The sequence below is a fragment of the Bdellovibrionota bacterium genome (assembly GCA_035292885.1).
In the GTDB taxonomy this organism is placed as follows: Bacteria; Bdellovibrionota_G; JALEGL01; order JALEGL01; family DATDPG01; genus DATDPG01.
The window spans coordinates 27,641-44,363 of record DATDPG010000164.1 but is presented as its reverse complement, the minus strand read 5'-3'; the positions used below and the strand labels follow the sequence as shown (position 1 = coordinate 44,363).

20 protein-coding genes are annotated in these 16,723 nt (G+C 56.0%); 13 read left to right on the top strand and 7 right to left on the bottom strand.

Going from position 1 to position 16,723, the window contains the following annotated elements; translation table 11 throughout:
* Positions 1 to 20: 20 nt before the first annotated feature.
* Positions 21 to 593, bottom strand: coding sequence for a pyridoxamine 5'-phosphate oxidase family protein (locus tag VI895_12115; GenBank protein ID HLG20543.1), 573 nt, complete (start codon positions 591 to 593; stop codon positions 21 to 23).
* Between the two features lie 65 nt (positions 594 to 658).
* On the opposite strand from VI895_12115, the gene VI895_12110 reads away from it, so the two are divergent.
* From VI895_12110 to VI895_12075, 8 genes are read left to right on the top strand one after another with little or no spacing between them, the layout of a single operon-like run.
* Positions 659 to 1,267, top strand: a complete 609-nt coding sequence (locus VI895_12110; protein ID HLG20542.1) for an MBL fold metallo-hydrolase — start codon at positions 659 to 661, stop codon at positions 1,265 to 1,267.
* Positions 1,264 to 3,015, top strand: a complete 1,752-nt coding sequence (gene nuoD / locus VI895_12105; GenBank protein HLG20541.1) for an NADH dehydrogenase (quinone) subunit D — start codon at positions 1,264 to 1,266, stop codon at positions 3,013 to 3,015. Before VI895_12110 ends, nuoD begins: the two co-directional genes overlap by 4 nt.
* On the top strand, positions 3,012 to 5,012 hold the full coding sequence (locus tag VI895_12100; GenBank protein ID HLG20540.1) for a 2Fe-2S iron-sulfur cluster-binding protein: 2,001 nt from the start codon (positions 3,012 to 3,014) through the stop codon (positions 5,010 to 5,012). Before nuoD ends, VI895_12100 begins: the two co-directional genes overlap by 4 nt.
* A complete protein-coding gene (gene nuoI, locus VI895_12095; GenBank protein ID HLG20539.1) occupies positions 5,003 to 5,488 on the top strand; it encodes an NADH-quinone oxidoreductase subunit NuoI in 486 nt (161 codons plus the stop codon). Before VI895_12100 ends, nuoI begins: the two co-directional genes overlap by 10 nt.
* Positions 5,485 to 5,859, top strand: coding sequence for a DUF2203 domain-containing protein (locus VI895_12090; GenBank protein ID HLG20538.1), 375 nt, complete (start codon positions 5,485 to 5,487; stop codon positions 5,857 to 5,859). The genes nuoI and VI895_12090 overlap by 4 nt, the downstream gene beginning before the upstream one ends.
* Before the next feature lie 4 nt (positions 5,860 to 5,863).
* Positions 5,864 to 6,169 (top strand): 2Fe-2S iron-sulfur cluster-binding protein, encoded by a 306-nt coding sequence (locus VI895_12085; GenBank protein ID HLG20537.1) that lies wholly within the window; start codon positions 5,864 to 5,866, stop codon positions 6,167 to 6,169.
* The gene (locus VI895_12080) at positions 6,169 to 6,975 is read left to right on the top strand and encodes a hypothetical protein (protein ID HLG20536.1); all 807 of its coding nucleotides are present in this window, start codon (positions 6,169 to 6,171) and stop codon (positions 6,973 to 6,975) included. The genes VI895_12085 and VI895_12080 overlap by 1 nt, the downstream gene beginning before the upstream one ends.
* Before the next feature lies 1 nt (position 6,976).
* Entirely contained in the window at positions 6,977 to 7,432 is a 456-nt protein-coding gene (locus VI895_12075) for a hypothetical protein (protein HLG20535.1), read from the top strand.
* Between the two features lie 16 nt (positions 7,433 to 7,448).
* On the opposite strand, the gene VI895_12070 is transcribed toward VI895_12075, so the two are convergent.
* The 4 genes from VI895_12070 to VI895_12055 form a co-directional block, all read right to left on the bottom strand.
* The gene (locus tag VI895_12070; GenBank protein HLG20534.1) at positions 7,449 to 7,877 is read right to left on the bottom strand and encodes a helix-turn-helix transcriptional regulator; all 429 of its coding nucleotides are present in this window, start codon (positions 7,875 to 7,877) and stop codon (positions 7,449 to 7,451) included.
* The gene (locus tag VI895_12065; protein ID HLG20533.1) at positions 7,874 to 8,068 is read right to left on the bottom strand and encodes a type II toxin-antitoxin system HicA family toxin; all 195 of its coding nucleotides are present in this window, start codon (positions 8,066 to 8,068) and stop codon (positions 7,874 to 7,876) included. Before VI895_12065 ends, VI895_12070 begins: the two co-directional genes overlap by 4 nt.
* Positions 8,069 to 8,127: 59 nt before the next feature.
* Positions 8,128 to 9,279, bottom strand: a complete 1,152-nt coding sequence (locus tag VI895_12060) for a citrate synthase (GenBank protein HLG20532.1) — start codon at positions 9,277 to 9,279, stop codon at positions 8,128 to 8,130.
* Positions 9,280 to 9,407: 128 nt separating this feature from the next.
* Entirely contained in the window at positions 9,408 to 11,222 is a 1,815-nt protein-coding gene (locus VI895_12055) for a (Fe-S)-binding protein (GenBank protein ID HLG20531.1), read from the bottom strand.
* 44 nt (positions 11,223 to 11,266) lie between these two features.
* Between VI895_12055 and VI895_12050 the strand changes: the two genes are divergently transcribed.
* From VI895_12050 to VI895_12030, 5 genes are read left to right on the top strand one after another with little or no spacing between them, the layout of a single operon-like run.
* A complete protein-coding gene (locus tag VI895_12050) occupies positions 11,267 to 11,848 on the top strand; it encodes a molybdopterin-dependent oxidoreductase (GenBank protein ID HLG20530.1) in 582 nt (193 codons plus the stop codon).
* A gap of 34 nt (positions 11,849 to 11,882) precedes the next feature.
* A complete protein-coding gene (locus VI895_12045) occupies positions 11,883 to 12,971 on the top strand; it encodes a DHHA1 domain-containing protein (GenBank protein HLG20529.1) in 1,089 nt (362 codons plus the stop codon).
* A 55-nt stretch (positions 12,972 to 13,026) separates the two neighbouring features.
* A complete protein-coding gene (locus tag VI895_12040; GenBank protein HLG20528.1) occupies positions 13,027 to 13,536 on the top strand; it encodes an NADH-quinone oxidoreductase subunit B family protein in 510 nt (169 codons plus the stop codon).
* Positions 13,537 to 13,545: 9 nt separating this feature from the next.
* Complete coding sequence (locus VI895_12035) at positions 13,546 to 13,908, top strand: nuclear transport factor 2 family protein (GenBank protein ID HLG20527.1); 363 nt, start codon at positions 13,546 to 13,548, stop codon at positions 13,906 to 13,908.
* A 12-nt stretch (positions 13,909 to 13,920) separates the two neighbouring features.
* Complete coding sequence (locus tag VI895_12030; protein HLG20526.1) at positions 13,921 to 15,444, top strand: FAD-binding oxidoreductase; 1,524 nt, start codon at positions 13,921 to 13,923, stop codon at positions 15,442 to 15,444.
* An 11-nt stretch (positions 15,445 to 15,455) separates the two neighbouring features.
* Here the strand turns inward: VI895_12030 and VI895_12025 are convergent, their stop codons facing one another.
* Positions 15,456 to 15,707 (bottom strand): hypothetical protein, encoded by a 252-nt coding sequence (locus VI895_12025; GenBank protein HLG20525.1) that lies wholly within the window; start codon positions 15,705 to 15,707, stop codon positions 15,456 to 15,458.
* A 7-nt stretch (positions 15,708 to 15,714) separates the two neighbouring features.
* The gene (nadA, locus tag VI895_12020; GenBank protein HLG20524.1) at positions 15,715 to 16,722 is read right to left on the bottom strand and encodes a quinolinate synthase NadA; all 1,008 of its coding nucleotides are present in this window, start codon (positions 16,720 to 16,722) and stop codon (positions 15,715 to 15,717) included.
* Position 16,723 lies beyond the last annotated feature (1 nt).

The following is a 16,723-nucleotide window of genomic DNA, read 5'->3' as shown; positions in this document are numbered from 1 at the left end:
GGGTTCCCCGGGTGCGGCCGCTATCGGCTTGGGGGCGCTTCGCCGTGGAGAAGCGAGACTCTTTCCTCGCTCCAGACGCCTTTGCGATTTCGGTAAAGAACGCGCCTTCCCTTTCGGTAATCTTCCATGGCGATCGTGCAGATGTCCCAAAGCGTCGGTTGGAGCACGATGACTCCCAGCGTGGAACACCGTCGATCGACGTCAAACGAGGACGAGCTTTGATCCTCCCAATAGGCAGCGCGGACGTCGGGCCGGATTTTGGCCCACATCGAATCGAGAAGCGGATCGTGCCCGCCGCCGTCCGCGAAACAGCAGGCTTCGGCTTCGAACCGAAATTGGATCAACCTTTTCGTATCGAAATAGCAGCCTGACGCTTTCGGATTTGCTTTGAGGTGGGCCCATTTCGGTGAACGGACGTGGGCATTGAATGCAAGAACGTCAAGTTCGGAAAGATAATGAAAGTGGACGGTCCGGATCTGGGAATTCCCCTCGGCATCGGTCGTGCCGAATTGGGCGTAAGCCGGTGCCTCCGCATCGGAAAAAGCCTCCACAACCTGCTTTCGAATTGGCTCGGGAGCAAATGAAGTCGCCATGGGGTTCTCATATCTCTTCTCGGATCAACTTGAAAGCTGCGCCAATGGCGGGCAGGGTTAGCCGAATGATCATCGTTGAATCGTTTGGTTCGAAGGATGCGGCTCGAACCTATTTGGTATCCGCTTCCGGTAGGAAAGAGGCGATTTTGATCGATCCCGCCAGCGACCTCGAATCGATTTTGGCTCGTGTAAAGCAAGATTCGCTCGGCGTTCGGGCAATCCTCTTAACGCACGGCCATCTTCGCCATGCCGCTCGAGCCCAGGAAGCGGCTGTTCGGCTCGGCTGCAAGATCGGCGCCCATGTTGCCGAACTTCCGGCGCTTCAACAGTTACCTTCTTTAGCTGAGCAATCGGGTCTTTGTGGTGTTAAGGCGCCGCTCGTGGAATCGCTCTTGAAAGATAAAGACGTAATGTCGTTCGGAGATATTGTAATTGAAGTTCTTGAAACTCCAGGACATTCCATTGGAGATATTTCCTTTCATATTGAATCCCAATGGTTTGTCGGCGATCTTTGCGAACGTTCGCCGCACGACGCTGTACTTTGGGAGGAGAGTCTACGGAAGTTGATTCGTCGGATCGGTCCATCCGGAAAAATTCATCCGGGGCACGGTTTTCCCTTTGATGCCAAGGAGTTGTCGACATACCTCCCTTCAAGTAAAAAGGGGCGCAAGTGAGCCAGCCACTTCCTACGTATTCCCCGAAACCGGCGACCGTCGAGAACCACAGTGCCGGCGGCGTCGATCTCGTGACCACGAAGCTGGCGGACGCCGTCAATTGGGCCCGGAAAAACAGTCTTTGGCCGATGCCGATGGGGATTTCCTGTTGCGCGATCGAGATGATGGCGATCGTCGGTTCCCGGTTCGACGTCGCTCGTTTTGGCGCGGAGGCGTTCCGTTTTTCACCCCGGCAGGCGGATCTCATGATTGTGTCCGGGACGTTGACGAACAAGATGGCCCCGGTCGTCCGGCGGGTTTACGACCAGATGCCCGAGCCGAAGTGGGTGATTGCGATGGGCGCTTGTCTCATCACCGGCGGAATGTTCGACAGCTATCCCGTTGTGCAGGGGCTCGATCAGGTGATTCCGGTGGATGTCTACGTTCCCGGTTGCCCGCCCCGCCCCGAAGGTCTGATCTGGGCGATCATGCAGGTTCAAAAGAAAGCGCAGGCTACCAAGAAAATCAACCCGACTTCCAGAGCCACTACGTACGAGGCGAAGGTTAATCTTCCGCCGGTTCCGACGAACGAGGAACCGACGCGAGAAAAAACGATGATCATGAATATGGGGCCGCAACACCCAAGTACGCACGGGGTTTTGCGGTTGGTGTTGGAGATCGACGGCGAAGACATCGTCGCCGCGTATCCTCACGTCGGCTATCTGCATCGAGGTTACGAAAAACTCGGCGAGCACAAGACGTACCATCAATACATCCCCTACACCGACCGGCTCGACTATCTGGCGCCGCTTTCGAACAACGTCGCGTACGCGATGGCCATTGAAAAACTCATGGGGATCGAACTCACGCCGAGGAACAAGACCATCCGCGTGATCTGTTGCGAGTTGTCCCGGCTTTCGGCACACCTCTTGAGCCTGGGCACGTATGCGATCGATATCGGAGCGATCACGATTTTCTTTTACACGTTTCAGCAACGGGAATTGATCTACAACCTGCAGGAAAAACTGACGGGCACGCGGATGACGACCAGTTACACGCGGATCGGAAGCCTGATGCGGGATCTCCCCGACGGTTGGTTAAACGAGCTGAGGACTTATCTGGATGGGTTGGGAAAGGTGATCGACGAATGCGAACAACTCCTCAGTCGAAATCCGATTTGGGTGAATCGAACGGCGAAGATAGGAACGATCACGAAAGAGCAGTGCATGACCTATGGAATCACGGGGCCGATCCTGCGGGCTTCCGGCGTGCCGTACGATCTTCGGAGGGCGAAACCGTACCTGTCGTACGCCGATTTTGATTTTGATGTTCCGATCGGTACCACGGGGGATGCCTACGATCGATATATGGTACGAATTATCGAAATGCGGGAATCGATCAAGATCCTGCGGCAAGCCGTAAAGAATATTCCCGAAGGACCCATTGCGTCCGATGTACCGGGCGTCGTTCTTCCGACGAAAGACAAAGTCTATTCCAAGATGGAAGAGTTGATCTATCACTTCAAGATCATCGGAAGCGGTTTCCGACCCCCGGTCGGCGATGTGTACGAATCGATCGAGGCTCCGAAGGGGGAATTGGGGTTTTACGTTGTTTCCGACGGCGGGCCGAGGGCGTGGAGAATGCGGATCAAATCCCCGTCGTTCACCAATCTTCAAATCTTAGGCGAGGTTTTACCCGGACACAAAGTCGCCGATGTCGTCTCGATTGTGGCGAGTCTCGATCCGGTGATGGGGGAATGCGACCGATGAGTCCGAAAGTGAACCTCAAGATCGACGGCAAAGTTGTTCAGGCGGAAGCCGGCTCGCCGTTGCTTCAGGCGAGCCTCGACGCCGGGATCGAAATCCCTCATTTCTGTTATCACCCCGGCATCGGGGTCGAGGGGAGCTGTCGTCTCTGTCTCGTGGACATCAAGGGTATGCCGAAAATGCAGACCTCCTGCACCGTTCCGGTGAAGGAAGGTCTCGATGTGAATACCCAATCCGATGCGGTGAAAAAGGCCCGCAAAGGAGTTCTGGAATTTTTTCTTCTACATCACCCGCTCGACTGCCCGTTTTGCGACAAAGGCGGAGAGTGTCCGCTTCAAAATTTCACGCTCGACTCCGGCCAATTCGCCAGCCGTTTTGAGTTTCAGAAGACTCACCGGCCGAAGCACCAAATTATCGGAGATCACATCATTTTGGATAAAGAGCGTTGTATTCTCTGCAACCGCTGCGTGCGGTTCTCGCGCGATTTTACCGGCCGGGAGGAATTGCAGATTCGCAACCGCGGTGCCGGCTCCGAAATTTTTGTTCCGGAAAACGCGCAGCTCACGAACGGATTCACCGGCAACCTGGCGGATATTTGTCCCGTCGGCGCGTTGACGGCCCGGGAGTTTCGATTCAAGGCGAGGCCGTGGGAAATGAAAACGGTAGACACAGTCTGCGGGGAGTGCAGCTTGGGTTGCAGCGCCCAGGTCTGGCGCAAGGAAGACAAGATTTTTCGAATGACGCCGCGGATCGAACCGGCCGTGAACGAATGGTGGCTCTGCGATCGTGGGCGTTTCAGTTTGGATCCTCTGGTCGGTGGTGAACGCCTTCAACAGCCGCTTATCCCGGGCAACGGCAGCGCGCCGCAGACCGTTGAAGAAACGGCGCGTCTTTTGGCGCAGGAAATCCGCCGTGTCCCGGAAGGATCTCTGGCGTGGATCGTGGATTCATCCGTGACGAACGAGGAATTTTATCAAGTGAAATCGCTGGCCAAGGCGGCTTTGAACGGCCGTGTTTTCGCCCCGGTGTCGAGAGGCGGAATCGAGATCTGGGAGACACTTCGAAAGAGTTCCGTTCGCGCCGATTTTCCCGCCTCGCTGGATCGCGCTCCGACCGTTTTGATTCTGGGGGAACGTCTGGAGAACGACCATCCCGTCTTGGTCTTGCGCCTCCGAAGGCAGGTTCATTTCCACCGGACCCAAATGGTCACGATCGGCGGAGAGAACATGGGATTCGACGATATTGAAGCGGGGCATCTGACGGCGGAAGGGGAGCGCCTGGAACGCGTATTCCACGCTCTCGATCGAATAGAAAAAGGCGAAACGGTACCGGCAAAAAACAAGGCGGAGGAGATCGTCTGGCCGATCCTATCCACGGATCAACCGCTATTCGTTTTCTTGTCGGAACACGTTTTATCGGATCCGAATATCGCGGCGGTGAAGAAGTGGCTGTCGTCAGCCGCCCAAAGGAGCCCGCGGCGCATCTCCGTAGCTCTGCTTCTGAGTGCTTCGAATGCACACGGAATGCTCGACCAGTGGAGCGATCGCGTTCGGCCTTTCTCGGATCTCGAAGAGGAGATCCAGCGGGGAAAAGTCCAAGGGTTGCTATGGATGGGTCGGACGCCATCGACGCCGATTTTCGATGAATACGCCCGGGGGATGCGCCTGTTCGGTCAGTGGGTGACGCGCTCGGGAGAGGCTCATCCCGAAGCAAAATGGATTCTTCCACTCGATACCTTCTATGAGAAGCGCGGCACCTATACCAACACGTTCGGCCGCGTTCAGAGACTTCGCCGGTCGACCCGCAGGATCGCGCCGGGATATGAGCCGTTAACGTTTCTTTCGGCTTTGAGTGCTTTGTTGGGCGCGGCCACGCCCAAAGAGGCTGGGGCCGTGTACGAGGATCTGGCCCAGGATTTGACCGGATACCCGAAGAAAGTGACGGAGATTCCGGAGTCGACCCGAACGTACGCCCATTATGAAAGAGCCGTATGGCGGTAGTCGTCGCGCCTCGTCCCCGCCTCGGTTGGTGGGATCGCCTGTACATTCCCGCGATCGTGAAGGGACTCGGAATCACGCTTCGGCACCTGTTCAAAAAAAAGGTGACGCTTCAATTTCCGGAAGAAAAATGGACCTATCCACCTCTATACCGCGGCTATCCAGAACTGATCATGGGGGAGAACGGAATCGAGAAGTGCGTGGCGTGCAAATTGTGCGAAGTGGTCTGTCCGCCCATCGCGATCACGATCAATATCGGGGAGTATTCGGATCAGGACAAGCGGGAGCGAGTTCCGGCGGAGTTTGTGATCGACATGGGTCGTTGTATTTTGTGCGGGATGTGCGAGGAAGCCTGCCCGGTTGACGCGATACGGCTTTCAAATGTACATGTGATGTCGTCCGGGTCGAGGGAGAGCGTCGTGTTCAAAAAACAGCTCTTGCTCGAGGATTACCAGACGATCGAGACGATGCGACCATGAATGATGTTGAAAATGCCAAAGTCCTTTATTTGAACCGGCCGAAACGGTTTACGCTGAACGAAGCCCGGGCAGCGCTGCCGCAAGTTCAGGAACTGACGAATCAGGCGGTCCGGGAAACGGCGTCCCTGATTCACGCCCTCGAACCCCCCAATTTGGACGAAGACGAGCGCGAGCAGTTGAGCCGGGAACTTCAGAAAAAAATTGACCGGTGGGCTACGCACATCACTCGATTGGGCGCTGTGCCGAAGGGGCTCTGGCTCGTCGACTTCGATTCGGGCAACGGATTCTTCTGCTGGCGGTACAACGAAGAGAGTATTTCGTTTTTCCACAGTTACGATCAAGGGTTTGCGGGGCGGACGCCGATCCAGTGATTTAGTGTCCGTAACCACCGCTAAAATTACCTTTCTTCCCGGCAACCGGAGCATTGATGTTCGCCGAGGCCGAACGCTTCTAGACGTGTCCAAAGAGCACCTCGTGGGAATTCCGTACGATTGCGACAGCAAGTGCGTTTGCGGCATCTGCTATGTCATCGTTGAACAGGGGACCGAGAACCTATCGCCCGTCCACGAAGTGGAAGCATCGCACCTTCGCCGGCAGAACCTGGCTCCCTCCGCGCGCCTCTCCTGTCAGGCCGCCGTCCTGGGGGATGTCGTCGTGAGGCTTCCGGAGCGGAGGTTGTAATGGAGATCCTTCCTCTGGGAGGGTTGGCGTCGCATCTTTGCGCTCAAGTAGCGATCGGTGTCGTCGGTGCGATGCTCATTGTCCGCCCCGAAGATGTTGAACCCAAGTTCTTTCGTCTGAACGGATTAATCGCGGCGGTTCTCGGAATCGCTTCGGCGTTGCTCACCCAATGGATCGGCGCGGATCGAATGTCCTTTGTCGTTTTGATTCTTTTTTCACTTTTACTCGCCGTCTATTCGGCGACGGTCGTGTCGCTTCCCCGGGGAATCGAACGGGCTCTATTGGGGATTGCAGTTGTTTTGGGCGCTTTGTTCATCTTTGGACCGTTGCGACAACATACGCCGATTCGATGGCACACCCTGGGGGACGCTACATCAATGTTCCTCGGCGGCCTTATTATGGGCGCGGCGGTGGTCGCGATGAACGTCGGTCACTGGTATCTCTCCGCGTCGCAGCTTTCGATCCGGCCACTGCGCCGCACCACGTCCTGGCTGGCGCTGCTCTTGATCGTAAGAACAACGCTTCTACTGGCGGCGACCGTGATTCTCTACCGAGGAAACGCGGATCTCGCCACGTGGATTCTCCCGCAGGTACGCGTCGATCCGATTTTCATCGTCTCGGTCTCCACGATGCGCGTCCTGTTTGGGATTTTGGGGCCGTTGTTGCTCGCCTATATGGCTTGGGAAACGACGAAGATCCGATCGACTCAATCCACGACGGGAATCCTTTTCGCTCTTTTGGCGATGGTATTAGTGGGCGAGGGGACGGCGCTCTACGTAAGCTCCATCACGATTTTGCCGGCCTGACATGTGGATTCGATTCAACTGCCGCGAGTGCAAATCCGTTCTTCCTTGGATCGAGATCAGCGACACCACGCCTCTTTTAGGTGTGCTTTTATGCAAGAGGGGTCACACGGTGACGTACCGGATGGCCGAGTCTCTTGCTCAAAAAGGGGAGTGGGAGGAATGCCCGTCGTGCGGATCGCTTGACGCTTTTATTCAGAAAGATGTTCCGAAGAAACTGTTGCTGGGCATTTTGATTGTTTTCTTGGCGTTCGCGTTTTATTTACTTTTATTGGAATGGATCCTTGGAATGGGCGTTCTCTTCGCTCTGGCTCTGGTCGATGTTGTCCTCTACCTAACGCTGCCCAATGTTCTCGTTTGCTATAATTGTGGTGCGCAGGTGCGGGGTTTTCAAAAAACAGAACAGTTGACCGCATTCGATCATCATGTTGGCGAGAGATATCGGCAGGCGCGCTTGTAACTCGAAATCGGGTGTTTTAGGCTAACCGCAACCGCTTCCAAGTGAACTGAGCCTCCGGTGCAACGGCACGAAGCAGTTGAGTGAGTTTGTCGATCGTTGGCGAAGCCCGGCCAGATTCATATCGCGACCAGGCTTCAGGTGAAACGGAGCCCATTCGTCTGGCTGCTTGTCGCACGGTTAATCCCTTTTCCGTTCTAAGACGTTGCAGCCATCTTCCGATCAGAGGCGCGGGATGCTTGGCCAAAAGCAAGAAGCGACCATCCCCAAAGGGCCGGATCTCGACGCGAAAGCCTTTTTGATCCACCACTGTTTCTACGGCATCTACCGCCATCGCGTAGGCATCCTTTTCCGATTTCCCCTGCGTGAAGACCCCAAGGTCCGGAATCTTTACTTCCCAATAACGTTCCCCTTTCTCGGGGGGATAAATACGTCCTTCAAACGTCATGACTCTTCCTCCTTTTGGCCATACTCATCGGCTTCCTTCAGAATCGCCCGAGCGGTTCCTTCCGCAACTCCCTTATGCCGAGGCACGGCGATCGTATGAATTCCGTTGGTCCATTTTTCGTGCTTGGACCCGCGACCCGTGTCCCACCATCCCCGTAATCTCAGCAGCCTCTTGAGATCGCGGGCCTTCATTTATACATTGTATACATATACGTATACATGTCAATATGCCGTTGCGCGAGCCCTGCCGATTAACGCTGATCGATCGGAGGGTACGGCTTTTGGTGGCTCCCCTCGTAGATCTGCGTGGGGCGGTAGAGACGATTGCCGTCCAGCTGCTCCAGCCAGTGAGCCAGCCATCCGGAAATCCGCGCCATGGCGAACAAACAGGTGTTGAGATCGCCGGGAATAGCGAGCTGGTTGTAGACGATTCCGGAATAGAAATCGACGTTCGGATAGATCCCCTTCGCGGACAATTTTTCGAGGGCGACTTTCTCAACCTCCTCCGCCACCGCCATCAAGGGATCGTCCTGCTTGTCCGCAAAGAGCTGCCGCGCCAGTTTTTGCAGAATTATCGCGCGGGGATCCTTGGTCTTGTACACACGGTGGCCGAGCCCCATGATCTTTTCTTTTTTAGCGATCCGCTCTTCGATGTAGGGACGGACACGGTCGGCCGAACCGATTTGACGGAACATGTCGATCACCTCTTCGTTGGCGCCGCCGTGCAACGGGCCGGAAAGTGTGCCGATCGCCGCCGCGATGACGGCGAAAGGATCGGCGAGCGTGGATCCGGTCACGCGGCCCGAAAATGTCGAGGCATTGAGGCCGTGCTCGGCATGCAGAATTAGACAGATATCCATCATCTTCGCGTCGCGTTCCCGCGGCTCTTGGCCGGTGAGCATGTAGAGAAAATTCGCCGCATGATTTAATTCGTCTTTCGGGATCATCGGCTCGAGATTGTTCCGCACGCGATGATACGTGGCGATAATCGTGGGGATTTTCGCGATCAGGCGAAGCATCGCATGATAATTCTCCTCGGGATCGGCGACATTTTTCATCGGATGAAATACGCCCAGTGCAGCGATCGCCGTCTGCAGCGCACCCATCGGGTGACCGTCTTCGGGCAGGCATTTGATGATATCGGCGAGTTTGAATTTCAGCCGCCGGTGCCGGCGAAGATCCCAGTCGAACTGATTCATTTCATCTGCCTTCGGAAACTTTCCTTTCAACAACAGATAACTGGTCTCTTCGAACGTCGAGTGTTCCGCCAATTCCTCGATTCGGACGTCGCGATACTCCAAAATACCGGCCGTTCCGTCGATGAAGCAGACTTTCGAATGGCACGCCGGAATCCCTTCGAGGCCGGGGCTAAAGAGATCTTCTTTGGAGAGTCCGTCTTTCATAATGCGGCGGTAATATGGATGTTAATCCCTGCTTTGCCAAATTTCGCAGGCGGGCTGCCGACTGCCTGCAAGAACCCGGTTATTTTACCATGCCGATTCAATGGTGGAAATCGTGCCTCCCGCGCTCGTCAGCCCAGAATCTCCGCGATGTCGGCCACCTTGACGTTGTCCTTTCCGCGATCGCGCACTGCGTCGGTGATCATCAGCCGGCAAAACGGACAGCCTGTGGCAATGACCTCGGCTCCGGTCGCCAACAGCTCATCCGCGCGTTCGTGGTTGACCCGTTTCCCCTGCTTTTCCTCCGTAAAGAGCATGGCGCCTCCGGCACCGCAGCAAAACGAGCGGCTGCCCGACCGGGTCGGTTCCACGCGGTCTTTTGACACGTGATCCAAAACGGCGCGGGGATTGGATACGCCGCCGGCATCGGTGTAACGGCTCAAATAGCAGGGGTCGTGGTAAACCAGCTTTTTGGTCTCGTCTCGGCTCTTAATTTTTCCGTTCTCGACAAACGGTCGCAAAAACTCGGTGTGATGAACGACCCTAATCGAGGAATCCAGGCCCATGTCCTTGTATTCTTCGATTGTCCAAATGCAGTGGGGGCACGTGGAGACGATCGTCTTCGGCTTCGCTCCATTGAGCGTAGCGATGTTCTGCCGAGCTTGTTGCTGAAAAAGAAACTCGTTCCCGGCGCGCCGGGCGGCATCGCCGGTACAGGTCTCGTTCCGCAATACGCCCCACGAAACGCCACTCTGTCGTAAGAGTCCCATGAACGCCTTCGACGTCTTTTGATATTGAGCGTCGTAACGCGCCATACATCCCATCCAGTAGAGAACTTCCTGGCCGCCGTACGTGGGAACCTCGTTTTTGTTCAAAAATGGCTCCGCGCTTCCTGGATCGTAGGACCAAGGATTTCCGGTGGTTTCGAGTCCCTTGAAAAGATTCGCCATCGGGGCCGGGAATTTTCCCGCCGACATCACGCTTCCGCGCCGCAGTTCGATCATCGGGATGAGATGTTCAATCCCCACCGGACATTGTGTCGTGCAGGCTCCGCATGTCGTGCACTGCCAGATCGCTTCCGAATTCACGAACTCCCCCACCGCCGGGCCGCCGGGCTCGGTTTCGTATCCCCTGCGGAGGTCGAGAATGAACTGTTTCGGATCGAGAACCTTTCCCGTGCTGTTGGCCGGGCAGTGGTCCTTGCATCGGCCGCATTCGACGCAGGAATACGCGCCGAGAACCGTGTGCGGGTGAAGATCCAAGAGTTTTTCGGCGCCGAGTTCCTCCTTTTCGAAATCGAGCGGCCGGATCCGAGCGATTTTCAGGTCTTTTAGGAACGTTGTAACCGGAGATAAGACGAGATGAAGGTGTTTGCTTTGCGGAATCAGGACCAGAAACGCGAGAATGACGAGGGCATGAAGCCACCAGTTCACCTGACCCGCCCAGGTACCTTCCTCCACCCATCCAAAATATTTCGCGAGGTACGTGACCATCAGGATCGAAATGAACGCAGATACCGTCAACGAGGTGGGAGAAAATTTTCCAAGAGTCTTGGGTCGCAAAACGAAGCGACGGTACGTAAGGCCCAGGATTCCGATCAGGACCAGAAACGCGAAAAAAGCTACAAACGTAGAAAACGCTTGATGGAAAGCCCCGGTTCCAAGAAAGGTTGTCCCGTATCCTCTGGCAAAGTGATCCACGGTTTCCAGCCCGAACGCGAGGAATCCCCAATAGACCAGGGCGTGCAAAAAGCCGGGGAGGGGGCGTTCTCGGATCACCTTCGACTGAAAGAGAACCTCCGAGATAAAACGTCCGATACGGGGACCGACCGGCTGAAGGAACAGCGTTCCTTTGGCCCTCTTCATCAGTTGAACGATCTTGAACAGTGGTAGAAGGAAGCCCGCCAGGCTCGCCAAGATCAGGAGTGTGAGGATCAGGGCTTGCAACGTGGTGAAAACATATACAATATCGCGTAGTTAAGCGAACTTTCATGCCTGAAAAAGTCCCAGATCATTTGAAAAAACGTCTGCCGCCGGGTCAGACGTATTCGGAAAAGTGGCCGGTGCTCCACGAAGGTTCCCCGCTGGAATTCGATCCCAAGAAGTGGCGCCTCAAAGTGCATGGACCTGTGGAGAACCCGCGGAATGTCTCGTGGGAGGAATTTCTGGCCTGGCCAAGAACGGAGACGATGAGCGATTTTCACTGTGTCACCCGCTGGTCCAATTTTGACAACCGGTGGAGAGGGACGCCCTTTACGGAATTCGCTAAAATTATCCGCCCGAACCCAGATGCGAAGTTCGTTCGATTTGCCGATCACCAAGGTTACGACACGTCCCTCCCCCGAGAAGCTTGCGCACGGGTTGGCGTACTTCTGGCGACGCATTGGAACGGAAAACCTTTAGAGCCGGACCACGGGGGACCCATGCGACTCATCGTGCCAAAACTCTACGGTTGGAAAAGTTGCAAATGGGTGGTGGAGATTGAATTCCTACCCAAGGACAAGTTAGGCTATTGGGAAATTCGGGGGTATCACAACGACGCCGATTCTTGGAAAGAGGAACGGTTTTCTTAATATTACACCCTAACTATTTAGTATTATTAAATAAATGCCGGACGAGACAAAATCCCAGGAATCGGTCTTACAGCGATTTTTTGATCAATTCCGCCAGGGTGAATCGTTTTTGATTCTTACCCACGACCACCCCGATCCAGATTCGATTTCCAGCGCCGCGGCGTTGAGGGAGATCGCGTCTTTTATCGGACAGGCGAGCACCACGGTGGCGTACGGTGGAATTATCGGCCGGACGGAAAACGCCCATATGGTGAAATACCTCCGGATGAATCTCCGCCCCATCGACCGGGTCCGTATCGAGGATTACAACCATATCGCTCTCGTCGACACTCAGCCGGGGACCGGAAACAATTCTCTCCCTCCCCGAAGGATCCCGGACCTGGTCATCGATCACCATCCGATGATCGCGCCGACCCGAAAGGTGCCCTTCGCCGATGTTCGTGAAGGGTACGGCGCGACGGCGTCGATTCTGGCGGAATACCTTTTCAAGCTGGGAATTCAGATCGACCGGAATCTCGCGACAGCGCTTCTCTACGGAATTAAGTCCGAAACGCAGGACTTGGGAAGGGAGGCGTACCAGATCGACACCGAGTGTTACATGAAGCTTTTTCCCCTCGCGAACAAGAAACTTCTGGGAAAGATTGTTAATTCACGCGTTCCGCAGAGCTATTATTCCTGGATTCAAGACGCCATTGAAAACGCCCAGATCGTTGGAAACGCCCTGGTCACCCGTCTGGGCGAAGTCGACACACCCGATATCATTCCCGAGGTCGCCGATCTGATGCTTCGAATGCAGGGAATGGTTTGGGCCTTCTGCGTCGGCCAGTACAAAGACGCGGTCGTTCTTTCCATGCGGACGACGAATATCCGGAAGAATGCCGGCTCATTGATGAAGCGACTGGTGCGCGGAAAAGGGAGCGGCGGCGGTCACGGCCTGATCGCGGGAGGCAAAATCGACGTCCCGGGTTTGGAACCGTGGCAAATTCATGATCTCGAAAATGAGTTGGAGGAGAATTTTCTTCGGATGATTCATCGCGACGATCGCCCGCGCGTTCCGTTGGTCGGCGAGGACGGAGAGCGCAGAAAAGGGAGTAAAACCAGGTCGTTGGTCTTGGTCCGTTGACGGGCCCGGACTTGCGTGATTTCGTATTATAGTTATAGGAGAAAACGGCGCCCCGATGAAAAGCTTGCATCAAGAAATCGACGGTAATTTTTTTACCACGCGTGTGGACGAAGTGATCAACTGGTCCCGCGCCAGCTCGCAGTGGTATCTGCTTTTCGGCCTCGCCTGTTGCGCCATTGAACTGATGCAAACCGGCGGCCCGCGGGCCGATATCGACCGGTTTGGATCCGTTCCTCGGGCCACGCCACGCCAATCGGACCTCATGATCGTGGCCGGCACACTGACGTACAAAATGGGCGTGCGTCTAAAGCTTTTGTACGAACAGATGCCGGAGCCGAAGTACGTTTTGTCGATGGGAAGCTGCGCCACATGCGGCGGCCTCTTTTCGCTCGCGTATTCGGTGATGAAAGGGGTCGATAAGATCATTCCCGTGGACGTTTACGTTCCCGGCTGCCCTCCGCGACCGGAAGCCCTGACCGAGGGCCTTCTCCTTCTGCAGGAGAAAATCAAGAAAGAGCATTTCCTTCGGCGGCCCGAAGAACGCACACCGGTTATTATTCAATAGAGGATCTGCGTGGAAGTTCCTTCCTGGGTTCGCGAGTTATTTGATTCCATCGACCGGAAGGACGCCCGTGCCTTTGCGTCGTTTCTTACGGAGGATGCCCGGTTCCGGTACGGGAGCCAAGCGATGATTCAAGGCAAAAGCGCCATTGAAAAATTCGTCGCCGGATATTTCGCATCCCTTCAGACGATTCGACACACGATCGAAGAGGTGTGGTCCGCGGATCAAGGAAACACCTGGTTCATCGAAGGTACCGTCGAGTACACGCTGGCCAAGGGGCGTTCGGTCCAGGTTCCTTTTTTGAACCATTTCTCGATGCAGGAAGGCCGGATCCGGGATTATCTCGTCTTTACCGATCCGACGCCCTTGCGCTAAAGCACGATTGGGATGTGGGATGCCGATGCGACGCTGATCCGTGACCTCCGACTGGAGTTGCGCGGAGAGGTGTGGGAGCAGGAAGAACGCCGCGCCGCGTATTCGACCGACGAATCGATTTTCAGCATTTTCCCTCTGGCGGTGGTCCTCCCCGCCGACGAAGAAGATGTTCGCGCGCTGCTTCAAATCGCTTCCCGCCATGGTGTTCCGCTGACCGCGCGAGGAGGAGGATCCAGCACGGCCGGCCAAGCGATCGGCCCCGGCCTCGTTGTCGATTTTTCAAGACACTTCAACCGAATTCTTTCGATCTCCGAAAATTCCGCCGTTGTTCAACCGGGCGTCGTCCTGGAGGATCTCAATCGGGAACTAGCCGGCGCCGGCCGGCGTTTTGCGCCGGATCCTTCCAGCCGGGCGTACTGTACGTTGGGCGGAATGGTCGCGAACAACGCCTCCGGCCCGCACGCGTACAAATTTGGGGCGACACGGAATCACGTCCGCCGGTTGCGTTTGGTTCTGGCCGACGGCCGGATCGCCGAGAGTACGGAGGTCGGTTCGTTTTTTCCTTCGATCATCCGATCCATCGTAGCGGCCCGGAACCGGATCGAAAGCCGGATTCCAAAGACGAGAAAGAACGCCAGCGGTTATCACGTGAGCACTCTAATACCGCCGATGACCGATCTGACCCCTCTCTTGGTCGGCTCGGAAGGAACGCTCGCGCTCACGACGGAAATCGAACTCGCGACCGTGCCGCTTCCGGAAAAGTGCAACACGGCGGTCTTCTCGTTTGACTCCCTTTCTGTCGCCGTTGCGGCCGCGGAACCGCTGCGCAGTTCCCGGCCTGCGGCGATCGAGTTGGTCGACCGATACATCCTGAAAGCCATGCAAACCGGTGACGCGGGTTTTATCGATTCATTGGGTCTTACGACTGCACAAGCGTCGCTTTGGGTGGAATGGGAGGGGGAGATTCCGTCGGTCCTTCGAAAGGAAGCCGCGGCCTTGCTCGAGAATTCAGACGTTCAGAAGCATTTGTGGGCGCTGCGTTCCGACGCGTCCAAGATTTTGCACGCCCAACCCGGCGCGCGGCGACCCCTTCGTTGCGTCGAAGACGGCGTTGTCCCGACCGATCGCCTGGGAACGTACGTTACCGAATTGCGCGAGATTCTCCGCCGGCACGATTGTGACGGCGCGATTTTCGGCCATGCGGGGGACGGGAACATTCACGTGAATCCGAACGTCGATGTAGGTAAGCCCCGGTTGCCGGCGCGGATCGAGTCCCTGATGAACGATGTTTACGACCTTATTTTTCGCCTCGAGGGATCGATCAGCGGCGAACATGGCGACGGATTGCTTCGAAAGAACTATATGGCCCGGCAATGGGGCGACCTTCTGCCGCTCTTTCGTGAAATCAAGGCGGCATTTGATCCCAGGGGCATCCTTAATCCCGACAAGAAACTTCCGGACGGCGAATTTCGAATTCCCGGCTTCCGGGAACTCAGCCGTGAGGCTGCGCCCATTTGTCTCGTGCGCCAGTCCTAAACGCGATCGAATTATTTTTGCTTGTTGCGCGTGGAATAACAGGTCTCGATGCGGATCTGGCAGGAATTTCGACAGGCGCCGGAGGCTTCGTTGAACGGACCCGAAAGCGATTCATCCCCCGTGCCAGCGCGCCCCTCACAACGGGCGACGCACCGTTCGTACTCCACGTCGCATCGGTCCACGGCGGGGCCACGAGCTGCCGGAACGGGTTGGCACGTGGCGACTCCGAGAATCAATGCAAGGGGGAGGGCTGTCTTGAACATTTTTTTCTTAACTCTGTGGTTTCGGCAGGCCAATTTCCAGCATTTTGTTTACGGCTCGCAACGCACGGAGCCGCGTTTCCTCCGGAACCGTAATCACGCATGTTTCATTCTGAAGAGATCGAAGCACGCTACGGAGGCCGGTCACTTTCATGTAGGGGCAGGCGCACGACTGATCGCAGCTCTTGTGGCGGTAGATCGGATGAATTTCTTTGTCCGGACAAAGTTCCTGCGCTTTCTGAATCAAGCCGATCTCGGTACCCACGACGAACTTTTTTTCCGGCCGCCGTTGTATCGCTTCCAGCATTTGGCTCGTGCTTAGAACTTCGTCGGCGAGGTCGACCACGTCGGGATTGCATTCGGGGTGGACGATGACGACGGCGTCGGGGAAAAGCTCCAATGTTTTTTCGAGCATCTCCCGGGTGACGGCGCGGTGAACCGGGCAGTACCCGTCCCACGGGATCACGGTTTTTTTGGCCTTCTGTTTTACATAGTTCGCCAAGTTTGCGTCTGGACCGAAAAGGACCGGATCGCCTTCAATCGATTCCACAACGTGCAGAGCGTTGGAGCTGGTGCAGATCGCGTCGGACTCGGCCTTCACGTCGGCGGAGCAGTTGATGTACATGACCACCGGTTTCCCCGGATAACGGGCTTTCCAGGCCCGGACGTCATCGCCCGTGATGGTGTCCGCCAAGCCGCAGCCGGCCATCTCTTCGGGGAGCAGAACTTTCTTCGATGGGTTTAAAATGTGCGCCGTCTCGGCCATGAAACGGACGCCGCAAAAAACGATGATGTCACAGGCCGCTTTTTTTGCCGCCACCGAAAGGCCGTACGAATCGCCGACGGCATCGGCCACACGGTGGACCTCCGGTTTTTGGTAGTTGTGGCAAAGAACAAAAGCTCCCTTCTCCCGTTTGAGTGCCTGAATTTCTTCCACGAGTCGGTTGTCACGTTCGATTCCCGTGCGGTCCAGATGCCGGGGCGGAACCGGCTGAAAATAATCAAGCGGCAGTCCCATG